Annotated in this window: 16 protein-coding genes and 2 tRNA genes; 7 read left to right on the top strand and 11 right to left on the bottom strand. The window is 65.7% G+C overall.

The features are described from left to right. Window positions 1-15: 15 nt before the first annotated feature. Complete coding sequence (gene cwsA / locus ACJH6J_RS02425) at window positions 16-387, top strand: cell wall synthesis protein CwsA (protein WP_406803472.1); 372 nt, start codon at window positions 16-18, stop codon at window positions 385-387. Between the two features lie 72 nt (window positions 388-459). Here cwsA and ACJH6J_RS02420 read toward each other — a convergent pair whose 3' ends face one another. The 11 genes from ACJH6J_RS02420 to dnaA all read right to left on the bottom strand — a co-directional run bounded on the left by ACJH6J_RS02420 (window position 460) and on the right by dnaA (window position 13,089). Beyond that, window positions 460-825 (bottom strand): hypothetical protein, encoded by a 366-nt coding sequence (locus tag ACJH6J_RS02420; RefSeq protein ID WP_406803471.1) that lies wholly within the window; start codon window positions 823-825, stop codon window positions 460-462. Window positions 826-922: 97 nt separating this feature from the next. After that, window positions 923-995 (bottom strand) — tRNA-Ala (locus ACJH6J_RS02415). A 155-nt stretch (window positions 996-1,150) separates the two neighbouring features. Continuing rightward, a tRNA-Ile gene (locus ACJH6J_RS02410) sits at window positions 1,151-1,224 on the bottom strand. A gap of 90 nt (window positions 1,225-1,314) precedes the next feature. After that, window positions 1,315-2,244, bottom strand: coding sequence for a DUF3566 domain-containing protein (locus ACJH6J_RS02405; RefSeq protein WP_346416619.1), 930 nt, complete (start codon window positions 2,242-2,244; stop codon window positions 1,315-1,317). A gap of 43 nt (window positions 2,245-2,287) precedes the next feature. Next, complete coding sequence (gene gyrA / locus ACJH6J_RS02400) at window positions 2,288-4,798, bottom strand: DNA gyrase subunit A (RefSeq protein WP_406803470.1); 2,511 nt, start codon at window positions 4,796-4,798, stop codon at window positions 2,288-2,290. A 90-nt stretch (window positions 4,799-4,888) separates the two neighbouring features. Next, window positions 4,889-6,916, bottom strand: a complete 2,028-nt coding sequence (gyrB, locus tag ACJH6J_RS02395) for a DNA topoisomerase (ATP-hydrolyzing) subunit B (protein ID WP_020099899.1) — start codon at window positions 6,914-6,916, stop codon at window positions 4,889-4,891. A 219-nt stretch (window positions 6,917-7,135) separates the two neighbouring features. Beyond that, window positions 7,136-7,684 (bottom strand): DUF721 family protein, encoded by a 549-nt coding sequence (locus ACJH6J_RS02390; RefSeq protein WP_318985906.1) that lies wholly within the window; start codon window positions 7,682-7,684, stop codon window positions 7,136-7,138. Window positions 7,685-7,707: 23 nt separating this feature from the next. Continuing rightward, window positions 7,708-8,871 carry a DNA replication/repair protein RecF gene (gene recF / locus ACJH6J_RS02385; protein WP_406803469.1) on the bottom strand — a complete coding sequence of 388 codons (1,164 nt, stop codon included), beginning with the start codon at window positions 8,869-8,871 and terminating at the stop codon, window positions 7,708-7,710. After that, window positions 8,872-9,765, bottom strand: a complete 894-nt coding sequence (gnd, locus tag ACJH6J_RS02380; protein ID WP_212807811.1) for a phosphogluconate dehydrogenase (NAD(+)-dependent, decarboxylating) — start codon at window positions 9,763-9,765, stop codon at window positions 8,872-8,874. 28 nt (window positions 9,766-9,793) lie between these two features. Continuing rightward, window positions 9,794-10,984, bottom strand: a complete 1,191-nt coding sequence (gene dnaN, locus ACJH6J_RS02375) for a DNA polymerase III subunit beta (RefSeq protein WP_061006386.1) — start codon at window positions 10,982-10,984, stop codon at window positions 9,794-9,796. Window positions 10,985-11,613: 629 nt separating this feature from the next. Further along, window positions 11,614-13,089 carry a chromosomal replication initiator protein DnaA gene (gene dnaA / locus ACJH6J_RS02370; protein WP_406803468.1) on the bottom strand — a complete coding sequence of 492 codons (1,476 nt, stop codon included), beginning with the start codon at window positions 13,087-13,089 and terminating at the stop codon, window positions 11,614-11,616. A gap of 612 nt (window positions 13,090-13,701) precedes the next feature. Here dnaA and rpmH point away from each other — a divergent pair. The 6 genes from rpmH (at window position 13,702) to rsmG (ending at window position 16,916) form a co-directional block, all read left to right on the top strand. Continuing rightward, a complete protein-coding gene (gene rpmH / locus ACJH6J_RS02365) occupies window positions 13,702-13,845 on the top strand; it encodes a 50S ribosomal protein L34 (RefSeq protein WP_073695092.1) in 144 nt (47 codons plus the stop codon). 22 nt (window positions 13,846-13,867) lie between these two features. Then, window positions 13,868-14,245 carry a ribonuclease P protein component gene (gene rnpA / locus ACJH6J_RS02360; RefSeq protein ID WP_406803467.1) on the top strand — a complete coding sequence of 126 codons (378 nt, stop codon included), beginning with the start codon at window positions 13,868-13,870 and terminating at the stop codon, window positions 14,243-14,245. Further along, window positions 14,242-14,517, top strand: a complete 276-nt coding sequence (gene yidD, locus ACJH6J_RS02355; RefSeq protein WP_406802331.1) for a membrane protein insertion efficiency factor YidD — start codon at window positions 14,242-14,244, stop codon at window positions 14,515-14,517. Before rnpA ends, yidD begins: the two co-directional genes overlap by 4 nt. A gap of 43 nt (window positions 14,518-14,560) precedes the next feature. After that, the gene (yidC, locus tag ACJH6J_RS02350; protein ID WP_244872898.1) at window positions 14,561-15,571 is read left to right on the top strand and encodes a membrane protein insertase YidC; all 1,011 of its coding nucleotides are present in this window, start codon (window positions 14,561-14,563) and stop codon (window positions 15,569-15,571) included. A gap of 58 nt (window positions 15,572-15,629) precedes the next feature. After that, window positions 15,630-16,166, top strand: coding sequence for a protein jag (locus tag ACJH6J_RS02345; RefSeq protein ID WP_406802332.1), 537 nt, complete (start codon window positions 15,630-15,632; stop codon window positions 16,164-16,166). 66 nt (window positions 16,167-16,232) lie between these two features. Further along, window positions 16,233-16,916, top strand: coding sequence for a 16S rRNA (guanine(527)-N(7))-methyltransferase RsmG (gene rsmG, locus ACJH6J_RS02340; RefSeq protein ID WP_406802333.1), 684 nt, complete (start codon window positions 16,233-16,235; stop codon window positions 16,914-16,916). Window positions 16,917-16,955: the final 39 nt, after the last annotated feature.

The following is a 16,955-nucleotide window of genomic DNA, read 5'->3' as shown; positions in this document are numbered from 1 at the left end:
TAGAGAGGTTGGTTGATGAGCACTGTCACCGAGAACGTCCCCGAGGTCAGCCGCCCCAGCTCCGGTGCCCGCCTGGGTCGCGGGCTGAAGTACACCATTGTCGGGCCGCTGCTGATCCTGCGCGGGGTCCTCGGCCTGGGCGTCGGTTCGACCCTGGGGACTGCCCGTTGGGTGGGGCGTCGGTGCCACCGCAGCGAGGACACCGCGGGCGATCTCGCGCTTGTGGTGGAGTCGTCCAGATCCAAGCGGCGCCGGCCCCTGCTGATCGCCGGGGCGACCGTCGCGGTCCTGGCCCTCGGCGGCATCACGTTCTCGATCGTGCGGCGCTCGATGCAGCCGGAGCCCTCCCCGCTACCCCCGAGCGTGGATGTGACGCCGCAGCCCTAATCTTCTGGGCCGACACTGAGCTTGTGTGTCAGATCCGGGCTGGATCTGGCACACAAGCTCATGTTCGTCGGCTCAGTGATTCACCGCCGCGATCAGCGCATCGGGATCCGTCACGCTGACGCGCAGCTCACGCAGTGTCACCGGGAACCCGACGACTTTCGCCTTGACCGGCGGGTCGATCGTGATGGCCACGACGCCGTCCGACGAACCGTTGACGAGCCAACGGCCGCGGAAACCGTGCACGCCCCACGAGGTGACGCGACCCTCCCAGCGGCGGGCCTCCTTGATCGATGCCAGCGGGATCTCGGCGGAGAAACCCCAACCCATGGCCACATGCAGCGCTCCGTCACGCACCTCCACCTTGCTGTGCTTGGGCCCGACCCGGAACGGCACCGACAGCGGCACCATCCACTTCGCGTAGCTGATCTCTGTCGTCATGAGCCCAGCGTAGGACGGCGCTGCTGCTGAACGCCGGCACGAAAAAAGCGGCCCCGATGACTGTCGGAACCGCTTTGCGTACTGCTGTGGATTTTTGTGGAGCCTAGGAGATTCGAACTCCTGACATCTGCCTTGCAAAGGCAGCGCTCTACCAACTGAGCTAAGGCCCCTCGATGGTGTCCGATTGAAGTGAATGCCAGACCTCTGCGCCATGCTGGGTCCGCCATACGGTTACCGCGGCCACTCCAAGCAAGGCACCCAGCACCAGCAGAACCAATCTCACGGTGCACCCTTCCGGTGGGGGAGTCGGTGATACCGACTTCCGTGGGCCTAGGAGGACTCGAACCTCCGACCTCTTCGTTATCAGCGAAGCGCTCTAACCGCCTGAGCTATAGGCCCGAAAGTGGCCTTGCGGCCGAGCGATGAGATTACCGTATGGGTACCTCTGCGCCCAAAACGCGACGTCAGCCGCGGCCGCAGGCCTGCCGACTAGTCCCGGTCCGCCAGCGTCACCTCGACGCCGCCGACCAGATCCGTGGTCAGGTTGTAGACGAACGCCGCAGCCGTGGCCATGGCCGTCAGCAGCACGATGTTGACCAACCCGATGAGGGTGGCGCCGCCGAAAATCGTACTGGCAGAAACCAATTCACCACCGCTGCCGCCACCGCTGGTGAGCAGATCGCCGACGTTGCTGTTGAGCTTGCTCCACACACCCATGCCACCGAGGACGAGGTACAGGAACGCGACGGCGATCATCCAGACGAAGAACAACGCCACCGACAGCACCAGCGAGACCTTCAGCACACTCCACGGGTCGACGCGGCGCACCTGCATGCTGGCCCGCACCGGACCGTCCTGCCGGGCACCCGCGCGGCTGCGCGGCGCTCCCGAACGTGCCGGGGCCGGCGAGACTGTCGCGACGGTGCTGCGCGGCTCCCGCGGTTCGCCCGCGCGGCGTTGCGGCTGACGGGACAGATCCGGGATCTCGCTGGCGTATGCGGCCTCGGGCCGGGTTTCCGTCCGGACCGTCTCGGCCGTCCGGACCGGCTTCGGCGGCACATTGCCCTGCGGGGTCACCGCCGGCGACGACGACGGTGCAGCCGCCGGCACCGGGGGTACCGGCGGGGTGTCAGGAGTGATGGCCGGCGTGATGGTCGTCTCCGCCTCGGACGGCGAACCGCCACCCAACGACGATGCCGATCCACTGCCGCTGACGAACCGGTTCAACCGCTCGTCCAGGCTCTGCCCACCGGCCGCAGGGGCGTCCGCCTGAGCCCCGCTGCGCGTCCGCTGCCAGGGCGGGGTGTCGCCGCCCGGGTCGGCCGCATGGGCGCCGCCACCCGATCCGGTGGCCGGCCCGTTGTTGCTCGCGGGTCCGTCACCGGTACGGGTGTATCCCGGCTCGTTCGGGGAACTCACCTGGCGGCTCCTTCAATCAGGGCGGCTGGGGACAGTCGCAGCACTACGTCTCGTCGGTCTCGGTCTCGACCTCGGTGTCGGTCTCGTCGCCACCTTCGGCCTCTTCGGCGTTGCGCGCGACGGCAATCAGTGTGTCGCCCTCACCCAGGTTCATCAACCGCACACCCTTGGTCTGCCGTCCGGCCTTGCGCACCTGACGTGCCGCGGTCCGGATGACACCACCGCCGGAGGTGATGGCGTACAGCTCGGTGTCGTCATCGACGATCAACGCACCGACCAGACTGCCACGCTTGGGGTCGTACTGGATCGTGAGGATGCCCTTGCCGCCGCGGCCTTGCGCCGTGTACTCGTCGATGGCCGTCCGCTTGGCGTAACCGCCCGACGTCGCGACCAACAGGTAGGTGTCCGGCACCACGACATTGAGCGACAGCAAACGGTCGTCCTCGTTGAACCGCATGCCCTGCACACCCGAGGTGGCGCGGCCCATCGGCCGCAGGGCCTCGTCGGTCGCGGAGAACCGGATGGACTGGCCCTTGGCGGACACCAGCAGCAGGTCCTCCTCGGCGGAGCACAGCACGGCACCGACAAGTTCGTCGCCGTCGCGCAGGTTGATCGCGACGATGCCGCCGGAGCGGTTCGAGTCGAAGTCGGCCAGCTTGGACTTCTTCACCAGACCGTTGCGGGTGGCGAGCACCAGGTAGGGCGCGTCCTCGTAGCTCTTGATCTGGATGACCTGGGCGATGCGCTCCTCGGGCTGGAAGGCCAGCAGGTTCGCCACGTGCTGGCCGCGCGCGGTCCGCGAGGCCTCGGGCAGGTCGTAGGCCTTGGCGCGGTACACCCGGCCCTGCGTCGTGAAGAACAGGATCCAGTCGTGCGTGGAGCACACGAAGAAGTGGTTGACGATGTCGTCCTGCTTGAGCCCGGCGCCCTGCACGCCCTTACCGCCGCGCTTCTGGCTGCGGTAGAGGTCGGTCTTGGTGCGCTTGGCGTAGCCGGTCTCGGTGATGGTGACGACGACGTCCTCGCGCTGGATCAGGTCCTCGTCGGTGACGTCACCGTCGGCCGCGATGATCCGGGTACGACGGTCGTCGCCGTACTTGTCGGCGAGCTCCTTGAGCTCGTCGCGGACGATGGCACGCTGCCGCTCGGGCTTGGCCAGGATGTCCTCGAGGTCGGCGATCTCGGCCTCGATCTTGGCGAGGTCGTCGATGATGCGCTGACGTTCCAGGGCGGCCAGACGACGCAGCTGCATGTCGAGGATGGCCTGGGCCTGGATCTCGTCGACGTCGAGCAGCTCCATCAAGCCCGCCCGGGCGGCGTCGGCGTTGGCCGACGCGCGGATCAGCGCGATGACTTCATCAAGTGCGTCAAGGGCTTTCACCAGACCGCGCAAGATGTGGGCACGCTCGTTGGCCTTGCGCAGCCGGTACCGCGTGCGGCGGATGATGACGTCGAGCTGATGGGCGACGTAGTACCGGATCATCTGGTCCAGCCGCAGGGTGCGCGGCACGCCGTCGACGATCGACAGCATGTTGGCACCGAAGCTGGTCTGCAGCTGGGTGTGCTTGTAGAGGTTGTTCAGCACCACCTTGGCGACGGCGTCGCGCTTGAGGTCGACGACGATCCGCAGACCCACGCGGTCACTGGACTGGTCCTCGATGTTGGAGATGCCGCCGATCTTGCCGTCGCGCACCTGCTCGGCGATCGAGGTGATGAAGTTGTCGTGGTTGACCTGGTACGGCAGCTCGGTGATGACGAGTGAGGTGCGGCCCTTGGCGTCTTCCTCGATCTCGACGACGCCGCGCATCCGGATGGAGCCGCGACCGGTCTTGTAGGTGTCGGAGATGCCCTGGGATCCCACGATCAGGCCGTGGGTGGGGAAGTCCGGGCCCTTGACCCGCTCCATCACCGCTTCGAGGGTGGTCTCCTCGTCGGCCTCGTGGTTCTCCAGGCACCAGTACACGGCCTCGGCGAGTTCGCGGAGGTTGTGCGGCGGGATGTTGGTGGCCATACCGACGGCGATACCGCCAGAGCCGTTGGCCAGCAGGTTGGGGAACCGGCTGGGCAGGACGGTCGGTTCTTGCACGCGGCCGTCGTAGTTGGGGATGAAATCGACTGTCTCCTCGTCGATTTCACGCAGCATCTCCATGGCCAGCGGAGTGAGCCGGGCCTCGGTGTAACGCATGGCGGCCGCGGGGTCGTTACCCGGCGAGCCGAAGTTGCCCTGACCGTCGACCAGCGGATAGCGCAGCGACCACGGCTGGGCCATGCGGACCAGGGTGTCGTAGATCGAGGCGTCACCGTGCGGGTGGTAGTTACCCATGGTCTCGGCGACCGAACGCGCCGACTTGGCGTGCGAGCGGTCCGGCCGGAACCCGGAGTCGTACATGGCGTAGAGCACACGGCGGTGCACCGGCTTGAGGCCGTCGCGGACCTCGGGGAGGGCGCGGCCCACGATGACGCTCATGGCGTAATCGATGTAGCTGCGCTGCATCTCCTGCTGGATGTCGACCGGTTCGATCCGATCGCCTTCGGGAGGCAGGGTGTCGGTCATCGAATTCCTTCTGCGGATTGTTTCACGTTAAACATCGATTTTTGGCGGCCGAGCTGGGCCGGATTCGCCGCGTTTCGCGTGGGCGGATTGCTAAACATCAAGGAAACGAACGTCTTTCGCGTTCCGGGTGATGAAGCTGCGGCGCGCCTCGACGTCCTCGCCCATCAGGATCGAGAACAGCTCGTCGGCGGCCGCGGCGTCGTCGAGGGTGACCTGACGCAACACCCGGATGGACGGATCCATGGTGGTCTCCCACAGCTCCTTGGCGTCCATCTCACCCAGACCCTTGTAGCGCTGGATACCGTCGTCGGTGTTGATGCGCTTGCCGGCCTTCTTGCCGGCCTCGAGCAGGCCGTCGCGCTCGCGGTCCGAGTAGGCGAATTCCGGTTCGCTGCGTTGCCATTTCAGCTTGTACAGCGGCGGCTGGGCCAGGAAGATGTGGCCGTTTTCGACCAGCGGCTTCATGAACCGGAACAGCAGCGTCAGCAGCAGTGTCGAGATGTGCTGACCGTCGACGTCGGCGTCGGCCATCAGCACGATCTTGTGATACCGCAGCTTGGAGATGTCGAACTCGTCGTGAATACCGGTGCCCAGGGCCGTGATGATGGCCTGGACCTCGTTGTTCTTCAGCACGCGGTCGATGCGCGCCTTCTCGACGTTGATGATCTTGCCGCGCAGCGGCAGGATCGCCTGGAACATCGAGTCCCGGCCACTCTTGGCCGAGCCACCGGCCGAATCGCCCTCCACCACATACAGTTCCGACTTCGTCGGGTCGGTGGAGCGGCAGTCGGCCAGCTTGCCGGGCAGACCCCCGATGTCGGTCGCGCTCTTGCGCCGCACCAGCTCCCGCGCCTTCCGCGCGGCGACGCGGGCCTGCGCCGACGAAACCGCTTTGTTGACAACCGTTTTGGCCTCGGCCGGGTTGGCCTCGAACCAGTGGGTCAGCTGCTCGTTACAGATCTTCTGCACGAACGACTTGACCTCGGTGTTGCCCAGCTTGGTCTTCGTCTGGCCCTCGAACTGGGGCTGACGGACCTTCACCGAGACGACGGCCGCGAGACCTTCACGGATGTCGTCACCGGTGAGATTGGCTTCCTTCTCCTTCAGCAGCTTCTTGTCGCGCGCGTACTTGTTGACCACCGTGGTCAGCGCGGCGCGGAAGCCTTCTTCGTGCGTACCACCCTCGTGGGTGTTGATGGTGTTGGCGAAGGTGTGCACCGACTCCGAGTAGCCGGCGTTCCACTGCATCGCGATCTCGACCTCATGGCCGTCACCCTTGCCACCGAAGTCGATGATGCTCTGCTGGATGGCGCTCTTGGTGCGGTTGATGTGCTTGACGAAGTCGACCAGACCGTCGGGGTAGTGGAAGGTCCGGTGCTTCACCTTCTGCGGCGCCGCCGCTTCGGCGGCCTGCTCCTCGGCGGACTTGGGCGCTTCGGCATGATCGCTGACGACCTCGTCGACGACCGCGGCGGCGGCGACGCGCTCGTCGGTCAGCTCGATGGTGAGGCCCTTGTTCAGGAACGCCATCTCCTGCAGGCGGCGGGCGATGGTCTCGAAGTCGTAGACCGTGGTCTCGAAGATGTCCGGGTCGGCCCAGAAGCGGATGGTGGTACCGGTCTTCTTGGACGGCTCGCCCTTGCGCAGTGTGCCGGGGACGGACTTGTCATAGGTCTGGTGCCACTCGAAGCCGTCCTTGTGGATGTCGGCCTCGAGCCGCGTCGACAGGGCGTTGACCACGGAGACACCGACGCCGTGCAGACCACCGGATACCTGGTAGGCGCCTTCCTCGAACTTGCCGCCGGCGTGCAGCACCGTCATGACGACGTCGACGGTCGGGATACCGGTGGCGTGCATCGCGACGGGGATACCGCGGCCGTCGTCGGTGACCTGGACGCCACCGTCCTCGAGGATGCGGACGTCGACCTTGGTCGCGAAACCGGCCATCGCCTCGTCGACCGCGTTGTCCACAACTTCCCAGATCAGGTGGTGCAGACCGCGCTCGCCGGTGGAGCCGATGTACATACCGGGACGCTTGCGGACCGCTTCCAGACCTTCGAGGACCTTGATCGAATCGGCACCGTACTCAGCCGGCGCATCCTTCTTTTGGGCAGCCACGTCGAACGCGTCTCCTTGGGGTTCGAGGGGGCGGTGAGGACACCGCTCTCAGATCTGTCGACAGTCTACCGGTAGGTACGGACGGCACTGACTTTCTGACAGCGTTTTGACACGTCTGTTCGCGCCGTGCGGGGAATTTCTCGGGTGATGTCGCGTCCGGACGCTCCAGGGGCGTCATCTGAGACTCATCGGCGCGCTGAGCGACGCCCAGATTTGGCCTCAGCCGAAGGTGTCGCGCGGCCCGCGGGCACCGAAATTCCGCGGGCCCTTCTGCCACGTCGGACCCGACGGACCCAGGATCTTCAGCGACGTGACGACGCCGTCGCCGACAGACGCGGCGATCTTCGCCAAAATCTGCGACTGCACCATCCGCAGCTGCGTCGCCCAGGCCGTGGACTCGGCCGTCACCGTGAGAACGCCCTCGCGCAGCGACGTGGGGGAGGCGTGCTCGGCGATCTGGTCGCCGACGACCGTCGACCACTGGCCGAACACCGATCCTTCGGCCATCCGGCCCGACCAGCCGCGGCTGCGGGCCAGGTCCATGGTCGCCGAACCCAGCAACTGCGGATCCCGGCGATCGGGCCCGGGCCCGGACCAGGTGCGCCGACCACCGCCGCGGCGGGTTTTGGAGACCGGCGCACTACGGCCGCGACCCACATCTTTACCTTGGCTGCGGGCCGCGCCGCGGGCCTCCTCCAGCGTGCGGCGCACCAGATCCATGCCCTTGAGATGGGCGAGATGCGGTGGTGGGAAGGCACTTTCGGGCATGTCCGGTTTCTCAGGCTCTTCACTCACGAGTCCACCACCGAAATCCGTCCGCCGTCGTCGTCACGCATCACCACATTGACCCGGGTGCCGTCCCAGTCCTGGGGAATGTCATCCGGCACCGCCGCGGTGACCAAAACCTGCTCCGCCGATTGTGCCACGTCGGCGAGCGCTCGCCGGCGTGCCGAATCGAGTTCGGCGAACACGTCATCGAGGAGCAGCACCGGGTCGGTGCCGTCGGTCCGCAGTAGTTCGTAGGCACCCAGACGCAGCGCCAGCGCCATCGACCACGATTCGCCGTGGCTGGCAAAACCTTTCGCCAGCTGGTCGCCGAGGCGCAGCTCGAGGTCGTCGCGGTGCGGCCCGACCAGGCACACCCCGCGCTCGAGTTCGGCGGACCGGCGGCGGGCGAGTTCGTCGAGCAGGGCGCTCTGGTAGGCCGCGACGTCGACAGATCCGGTGCCGGCCTGTTCTTCGACGGCCTCGACCGAACTGCGGTAGCGGACCGATGCGGGCCGCGACGCGGGTGCCAGCAGGTGATAGGCCTTGGTGATCTCCGGGTGCAATTCGTTGATCAGGTTCACCCGCGCGGCGATCAGCTCGGCACCGTGGCTGGCCAGATGACCGTCCCACACGTCGAGGGTCTCGAGCGCGCCGGAATCCGCACCACGAAAACGGCTGGCGCCAGCGGATTTCAAGAGCGCGGTGCGCTGCCGCACCACTTTCTCGTAATCCGCCCGCAGCCCACCCAGCCGGGGACGGCGGGTGCTCGCGAGTTCATCGAGGTAACGCCGGCGCTCCCCGGGATCGCCGCGGACCAACGACAAGTCCTCCGGCGCGAACAACACCGCCCGCAGGGCGCCGAGAATTTCACGCGCGGACCGGACGGGGGAGCGGTTCAGCCGGGCCTTGTTGGCCCGGCCCGCCGTGATGTCGAGATCCACCGCCAGCTCGCGGCCGTCGTTGACGACGATGGTGGAGACGACGGCACGCTCACATCCGGACCGGATGAGCGGGGCGTCCGAGGCGACGCGGTGAGACCCGAGCGTGGCCGTATACCACAGGGCCTCAACGATATTGGTCTTGCCGAAGCCGTTCTGGCCGACGAACACGGTCCGACCCGGTGCCAATTCCAGGTCGAGCCGCGGCCACGACCGGAAGTCGGTCAGACTGAGCTGTCGAACAAACACCTAGCCGGACTTACTGACCCTCTGGACGGCGTGGCCACCGAACTGGTTACGAAGTGCCGCAACGGCTTTCATGGTCGGGGAGTCGTCCTGCCGGGACAGGAACCGGGCGAACAGCGAGGCTGCGATGCTCGGTACCGGCACCCGCAGCCGGATGGCCTCCTCGACCGTCCACCGGCCTTCACCGGAATCCTCGGTGTAGCCGCTGATGTCGGCCAGCTGGGGATCTTCCTTCAGCGCCTTGGCCAGCAGCTGCTGCAGCCACGACCGCACGACGGTGCCGTTGGTCCAGGCCTGGTAGACCGCCTGCGGGTCCTTGATCAGGTCCGACGCGGCAAGCATCTCGTAACCCTCGCCGTAGGCGGTCATCAGCGCGTACTCCACGCCGTTGTGCACCATCTTGGCGAAGTGGCCGGCACCGACCGGACCGGCGTGGACGAAGCCGTCGGCGAGATCTCCCTCGGGCCGCAGCGTCTCGAAGATCGGCATGACGCGAGCGACGTCCTCGTCACTGCCGCCGACCATCAGGCCATAACCTTCGGTCAGGCCCCAGACGCCACCGGAAACCCCGGCGTCGATGAATCCGATTCCCTTGTCCGCCAACAGCTTTGCATGCACGGCGTCTTCGGTGTAGCGGGAGTTGCCGCCGTCGATCACCAGGTCGCCGGAGTTGAGCACGTTCGCGAGATCCTCGATGGTCTCCCGGGTGATCTCACCGGAGGGCACCATGACCCACACCACGCGCGGGGCCTCGAGCTGCTCGGCGAGCGCAGCGAGCGACGGTACGTCGCTGACTTCCGGCCGCGGGTCGTATCCGATGACTTCGTGGCCGCCACCGCGCAGACGCTCGCGCATGTTGAAGCCCATTTTTCCGAGGCCGATCAACCCCAGTTGCATCAGTGCTTCCTCCGCTGTCGTGTTCCGGTCAGCCCGGCAGGCGCACCGGCATCAGCAGGTACACATAGTCGGTGTCCCCGGCGGGGAACGGACCGGATCCCGAGTACTGATTCTCCCCGGCGGGACGCAACACTGCAGGCTTGCTGGGCGTCGTGAACCCGAACGTCACACGATCGGCATGCAAAGAACCCAGGCCGTCGGTGAGGTAGGTCGGGTTGAACGCGATGGTCAACGGCTCACCGTAGAACTCGACCGGCAGGTCTTCCTCGGCGCGACCGACGTCGTCGGCACCGGCCGACAGGCGCAGGATGTCGTCGGCGAACTCCATGCGGACCTGGGCGCCACGATCGGCGACCAGCGCGACACGCTTGATGGCCTCGGCGAGCTCGGCGACACCGATGGTGGCCACCGCGGTGTGCTCCGCCGGCAGCAGCTGGCGGAATTTCGGGAACTCGGCGTCGAGCAGGCGCGTGGTGGTGCGCTTGCCATTGCTGCGGATACCCAGCATGCCGTCCTTGCCGACAGCCTGACCGGCACCGAGCGACAGGTGCACCTCGGTGCCGTCGGCTCCCGACTTGGCGGACTCGGCCAGCGTCTTCGCCGGAACCAGCACGGCCGCTTCGAGATCCGGCACCGCCGAGTTCCAGGTCAGTTCGCGCACCGCGAGCCGGAACCGGTCGGTGGCAGCCAGCACGACCTTCTCGCCCGAGATCTCGACGCGCACACCGGTCAACATCGGCAGGGTGTCGTCGCGGCCGGCGGCGACCGCCACCTGACCGATGGCCTCGGCGAAGACGTTGGCGGGCACGATGCCGGTCTCATCCGGCAGCGCCGGCAGCGCCGGGTAGTCCTCGACCGCCATGGTCGGCAGGGAGAAGCGGGCGCTACCGCAGCTCAGCGCCACGCGGGTGCCTTCGACGCTGAGTTCCACCGGCTTGGCCGGCAGTGCGCGGGTGATGTCCGAGAGCAGCTTGCCTGAAACCAAAACACTGCCAGGAGACGCGATTTCAGCCGCCACGCGTACCTCGGCCGACACTTCGTAGTCGTATCCGGAGATGGTCAGACCGTCGTCGGAGCCGGTCAGCAGCACACCGGCCAGGACCGGGTTCAACGGCCGGGACGGCAGGATCCGGGCCACCCAGGCCACGGCGTCGGCGAAGTCTTCCCGAACGAGACGGAACTTCAAATCGGTCAGACCGGCTGTCGTCGCCACGTCCATAGCGTCCCTTCGCTGTTACCCCACCACGCTTACCTGCCGGATCCCGCCGTGAGGCGTGAACAACACGCATCGGCGTTGGTTCCGGCTATCGAAGAACACCGTAGAGCGTTCCGCGTGAAGTTGAAAGCTAAACGATCAGCCCGCACAGCCTGTGACGACCCCCGGAATCCCGTCGGGATCCGGTTGTCCACGGGGAGTTTCCCCAATGGACTGCTTTTAGAAGAAGATCCATAGGGATCTAAAGGTATTAGTAATAGGGGTTGTGCACGCTGTGGATGGATCCACGGAGTTGCTGGTCCGGGCCTCAGCGGCGGGATCCCGCCCTGTGCGCAGACTGTGCACGCGGCGTTAATCCAATCCTTGTATTTGTGGAGCGATCCGGCCATGTGGATTGTTCTGAGCAGAATCCCAGGGTTTATCCCATGTAGTACACAGCGCTGTGCACACCCCCGTCGTGTGGCTGGAGGTGCTCGTGATGCCAAAAAAATCTTTTTGAGATTCGGGTCGTAGGGGCACCAATCACGCTGGATCCGGGGATGTGGGGCTCGGGTACCCCACTCACGGCCCGCTAAAACAACACCGGCCCCCAGGCGATCACGCCTGCGGGGCCGGTGCCGAAGAAGACAGATTCAGTGCTTGGACCGCTGCCGGATCCGGGTGGTGAGTTCCTTGACGTGATCGAAAACCTCACGCCGCGAGGCCATTTCCTTCTTGATCTTGCGTTCGGCGTACATCACCGTGGTGTGGTCGCGGCCGAAGGCCTGCCCGATCCGCGGCAACGACAGGTCCGTGAGCTCCCGACACAGATACATGGCGATCTGCCGCGACAGGGCGACGGCGCGGGTCTTACCGGGGCCGCGGAGCTCCTCCACGGTGGTCTCGAAGTACTCGGCCGTGGCCGCCATGATCGTGGCGATGCTGATCTGAGTGGTGCCGGCGTCAGCGATGAGATCTCGCAGCACGATCTCGGCCAGCGACTTGTCGATCATCGTCTTGTTCAGCGACGCGAACGCCGTCACGCGGATCAACGCACCCTCGAGCTCGCGGATGTTGCGATCGATGCGGCTGGCGATGAGCTCGAGCACGTCGTCCGGCACATCCAGGCGATCCATCTGCGCCTTCTTGCGCAGGATCGCGATGCGGGTCTCCAGCTCGGGCGGCTGAACGTCGGTGATCAGACCCCATTCGAACCGGGTCCGCAGCCGGTCTTCCAGCGTCGCAAGCTGTTTCGGCGGCCGGTCCGACGAGATGACGATCTGCTTGTTCGCGTTGTGCAGCGTGTTGAAGGTGTGGAAGAACTCTTCCTGAGTGCTTTCCTTGCCTTCGATGAACTGGATGTCGTCGACCAGCAGGACGTCGATGTCGCGGAAGCTGCGTTTGAACGACGCGGTCCGGTCGTCCCGCAGCGAGTTGATGAAGTCGTTCGTGAACTGCTCGGTCGAGACGTACTTGACCCGCATGCCGGGGAACAGCTTCTGCGCGTAATTACCCGCCGCGTGCAGCAGGTGCGTCTTGCCCAGACCTGATTCACCCCAGATGAACAGCGGGTTGTAGGCGCGGGCCGGCGCCTCGGCGATCGCCAGTGTCGCGGCGTGCGCGAACCGGTTGGAGGCGCCGATGACAAAGGTGTCGAAGGTGTAGCGCCGGTTGAGGCTCAGATCGGCCGATTCGTCCGCGGGCGGCCGGTTGAAGTACCGGGGCCAGGTCTCCTCGGCGCCGGACAGCTCGTCGGCGTCGTCGTCCAAGTCGTCGGCGACGGCGGCTGGTTCGGGTTCGGGCGTGTCGGCTTCGGGGGTTTCCGTGGCCACCGGCCGGTCGTCGGTCTCCGGGACCGCGATGCGGACACCGAGATCGACGCGTTGTCCGAGGTGCCGGCTCAGCGCGGCGATGATCGGTTCGCGCAGGTGCCGTTCGATCTCGTTCTGCACGAACTGCGTGGGCACCGACAGCAACGCGAAACCCTCGGTCAGCACCAGCGGCTGAACCATGCGCAACCAGGCCCGTTGTTGGGCGGTCAGCGTCGTGGTGCCGCCGAGGTCACCGTTGAGTTCGGCGACCACGCTTTTCCAGATGTCGGTGAACGATGCACTGGGGTTAGCGGTCAACGACTACTACCCCCTCGCAACCGCCTGACCGGCGGCTCAATAAAACGACGACAATCTGTCCACATAGTTATCCACAGACTGTGGACAAAGTAGGAGAGTGCCGTCGTGCTCGTGTTTTGCATGCAGGAAGCCCGCGCGCTGAGGCTCGTCACAGGAACGTCTGTGGGCTCGTAGCGTCGGGACCTCTCTGGCTTGTTGTCTGGCGCCGTCGTGCAACGGCATTGGCAGAAGCTAACAAGTTTTCGGTTCGTCCGCCAACCGTTCGGCAACATTGGTTCGAGGTTCTTGGGCGTGTCGGCTTGCCACGTTGCGAGTGGGACAACTGTGACGAACTCATGTGCGATCCGCCTCGCTTCTCGCTACGAAGCGGTAACGGTTGCTGACGTGGGACAGCGAGGTTTGACCCGGAGAATTCAGATCAGTACCCTCGAACAGTCGCCCACACGTGGTGATACGGCTGCGACCGGGGAAGTTCTGCCACGAACTTCGATCGGTACCGCGCCGGCTAGCAAGCAAGATGCGTGCGCTTACCAGCGACGACCGTGCCCACCGGCATGACTCGTTCATGTCGGTGGGCGAGTGCGGGCGTCACATAGTTGAGGAGATACAGCCGTGGCCAAGGGCAAGCGGACTTTCCAGCCGAACAACCGCCGTCGGGCTCGTGTGCACGGCTTCCGTCTGCGTATGCGGACCCGTGCCGGCCGCGCCATCGTGTCGGCACGTCGCGGCAAGGGCCGTCGCTCTCTCACTGCGTGACCTGACGCAGGATCGAAGCACCGTGCTTCCGGCTCGTAACCGGATGACGCGCTCGACAGACTTTCGAGTCACCGTGAGCCGCGGTGTGCGCTCGGCGCAACGGGATCTCGTGGTGCACTCATTGGCACCACGAGATTTTGGCGATGCCGGGTCAAACACCGAGCAGGCGCCGAAAGTCGGTCTCGTCGTAGGTAAATCGGTCGGCAACGCCGTCCAGCGACACCGGGTGTCCCGTCAGCTCCGTCATGCCAGCAGGGACCTGCTGGGCGAGCTGCAGTCCGGTGAGCTGCTGGTGATCCGGGCCCTGCCCGGCAGTCGCGAAGCTGCCACCGCCACGCTGCAGGACGAACTGCGAGTCGCAGTGCAGCGCGCTCACGCGAAGTCCGGATCCCGGCCATGAGTCAGCGGCTGGCCCGCGGGCTGATCTTTCTCATCGAGCTGTACCGCAACATGGTGTCGCCGATGCGTCTGCCCAGCTGCCGGTTCAGCCCCACCTGTAGCCAGTACGCCGTCGAGGCACTCACCGAACACGGATTGTTCCGTGGTTGTTGGCTGACGACAGTCCGGCTGGCCAAGTGTGGCCCGTGGCATGACGGGGGATGGGACCCCATTCCCGAAAGACGGTCCGCGGCAACCGCCGCGCAGTCAAGGAGCGATTCGCTTGTCTTTTAACTGGTTCAGTCTGGACTACATCTATTACCCGGTATCCGGGATCATGTGGCTCTGGTACAAGCTTTTCGGCGCGATCCTGGGTGCGGAGAACTTCTTCGCCTGGGGCCTGTCGGTGATGTTCCTGGTGTTCACCCTGCGTGCCATCCTGTACCGGCCGTTCGTCCGCCAGATCGAGACCACCCGGCAGATGCAGGAACTGCAGCCCCAGATCAAGGAACTGCAGAAGAAGTACGGCAAGGACCGTCAGCGGCTCGCACTCGAGATGCAGAAGCTGCAGAGCGAACACGGTTTCAACCCGCTCCTGGGCTGTCTGCCGATGCTGGCGCAGATTCCGGTGTTCCTGGGCCTGTTCCACGTGCTGCGCTCGTTCAACCGCACGGAGGGCGCCGGGATGGGCATCGGTGCCCAGGCGCTGTCCATCGAGCAGAACCGGTCGATCGGCAACTACTTCTTCAGCGCCACCGACGTCAGCCACTTCCTGAACACCGACCTGTTCGGTGCGCCGTTGGGCGCCACCATGATTCAGACCGGTGAGAGCCTCAAGGCGTTCGCGCACTTCGATCGCATGTCGGTGATCCTTGTCGGCATTCCGCTGATGATCGTCTCGGGTATCGCGACCCACATGAACAGCCGCGCGTCGGTGGCCCGGCAGAGCCTGGAAGCCCAGCAGAACCCGCAGACCCAGCTGATGAACAAGCTGGCGCTGTACGTGTTCCCGTTGGGTGTCGTGGTGTCCGGCCCGTTCCTGCCGATCGCCATTCTCATGTACTGGGTGGCCAACAACATCTGGACCTACGGCCAGCAGCACGTGGTGTTCAACCGGATCGAGAAGCGTGAGGCGGAGGAGAAGGAACAGGCGATCGCACGCCGTTCTGCCAATGCCCCGGCACCCGGTGTGAAGCCGAACCGGTCCAAGAAGGGCAATCCGCCGGCTGCCCCGGCGAGCTCGGGTACCGACGTCGAACAGACCGGAACAGAGCTCGACGGCACGGAATCCGGTGCGGCCGGGTCCAAGCCGGCGCCGGGCGCCAAGCCCAACAAGAAGAAGCGTTGACCGGTCAGAGGGTAAAGACCCTGAGCCACGGCCGGTGCAAGAGGGAGAAGGCAGGGATATGACAGACACAGAAACGCAGGCGGAGGCCCCGGCGACGGCCGAGGCCGCTCCTGCAAGCAAGAACGACGATCTCGAGGAACGACTGGTCGCCGAAGGCGAGATCGCCGGTGACTACCTCGAGGAACTCCTCGATCTGCTGGACTTCGATGGTGACATCGATCTGGACGTCGAAGGCGACCGTGCGGTCGTCAGCATCGACGGCGGCAACGATCTGAGCAAGCTCGTGGGACGCAAGGGCGAGGTGCTGGACGCGCTTCAGGAGCTGACCCGGCTGGCAGTGCACCAGAAGACCGGCGAACGCAGCCGGTTGATGCTGGACATCGCCCGGTGGCGTCGCCAGCGTCGTGATGAACTGGCCGCGCTGGGCAAGAAGGTGGCCGAGCGGGTGCTGGCGTCGGGTGAGCGCGAAGAGCTGTCGCCGATGACGCCGTTCGAGCGCAAGATCGTGCACGACGCCGTGGCGGCCGTGGACGGCGTCCACAGCGAGAGCGAGGGCGTTGAGCCGTCGCGCCGGGTGGTTGTTCTGCTCGATTGAGCACCTTAATTACATCGATGTTGTTCGTCGGCGGCGAGCTGGCGGGGAAAGTGGAGGCCGTTTCACGTGAAACATGGTGAAGCCCCATCCCCACCGGCCGCCGCCGTCGACGTTTTCGGTGACCGGGCCGAGCTTGCGCACCGTTACGCCGAGATCCTCGCCGGCGACGGAATCGAGCGCGGACTGATCGGCCCGTCGGAAGTGGGCCGGTTGTGGGACCGTCACGTGATGAATTGCGCCGCTATAGGTGAGTTGGTCTCCAGCGGCGAACGAATCGGCGATATCGGCAGTGGAGCCGGGCTCCCGGGCATCCCATTGGCGTTGGCGCGGCCCGATGTTCACGTGGTCCTGATCGAGCCGCTGCTGCGCCGCGCAGACTTCCTCCGGGAGGTTGTCACCGAGCTCGGCATCGACGTCACCGTGATTCGGGGCCGCGCCGAGGAGCGCGCGGTCCGGGCGGAGGCAGGAGAGCTCGACGTCGTCACCTCGCGAGCGGTGGCCGCCCTCGACAAACTGGCGAAGTGGAGCCTGCCGCTTCTCAAAGTCGACGGACGGATGCTGGCTCTCAAGGGGGAGCGAGCGGCCGATGAGATCGTCGAACATCGTCGGGCACTCAACTCACTCGGTGCTGTGGACGTAAGGGTGGTGAAATGTGGCGTGAACTATTTGACTCCGCCCGCAACCGTGGTCGTGGCGAAGCGCGGAGCCAAGCGCGCGGCAACCGGCCGACCGGCCAAGAACCGGCGATGACATCGCCGGCCCGGGGGAGCGACAAGTCCGCCGAGGTTT

Origin of the sequence: Mycobacterium sp. SMC-18, from assembly GCF_045310895.1 — a bacterium.
GTDB lineage: Bacteria > Actinomycetota > Actinomycetes > Mycobacteriales > Mycobacteriaceae > Mycobacterium.
This window is presented reverse-complemented; position numbering and strand designations above follow the sequence as displayed.

Bases quoted from the DNA above. Each gene is read 5' to 3' on its own strand.
- cwsA (WP_406803472.1), top strand. From the start codon at position 16: ATGAGCACTGTCACCGAGAACGTCCCCGAGGTCAGCCGCCCCAGCTCC.
- ACJH6J_RS02420 (WP_406803471.1), bottom strand. From the start codon at position 825: ATGACGACAGAGATCAGCTACGCGAAGTGGATGGTGCCGCTGTCGGTG.
- gyrA (WP_406803470.1), bottom strand. From the start codon at position 4,798: ATGACCGACACCCTGCCTCCCGAAGGCGATCGGATCGAACCGGTCGAC.
- ACJH6J_RS02390 (WP_318985906.1), bottom strand. From the start codon at position 7,684: ATGCCCGAAAGTGCCTTCCCACCACCGCATCTCGCCCATCTCAAGGGC.
- gnd (WP_212807811.1), bottom strand. From the start codon at position 9,765: ATGCAACTGGGGTTGATCGGCCTCGGAAAAATGGGCTTCAACATGCGC.
- dnaN (WP_061006386.1), bottom strand. From the start codon at position 10,984: ATGGACGTGGCGACGACAGCCGGTCTGACCGATTTGAAGTTCCGTCTC.
- yidD (WP_406802331.1), top strand. From the start codon at position 14,242: ATGAGTCAGCGGCTGGCCCGCGGGCTGATCTTTCTCATCGAGCTGTAC.
- yidC (WP_244872898.1), top strand. From the start codon at position 14,561: ATGTGGCTCTGGTACAAGCTTTTCGGCGCGATCCTGGGTGCGGAGAAC.
- ACJH6J_RS02345 (WP_406802332.1), top strand. From the start codon at position 15,630: ATGACAGACACAGAAACGCAGGCGGAGGCCCCGGCGACGGCCGAGGCC.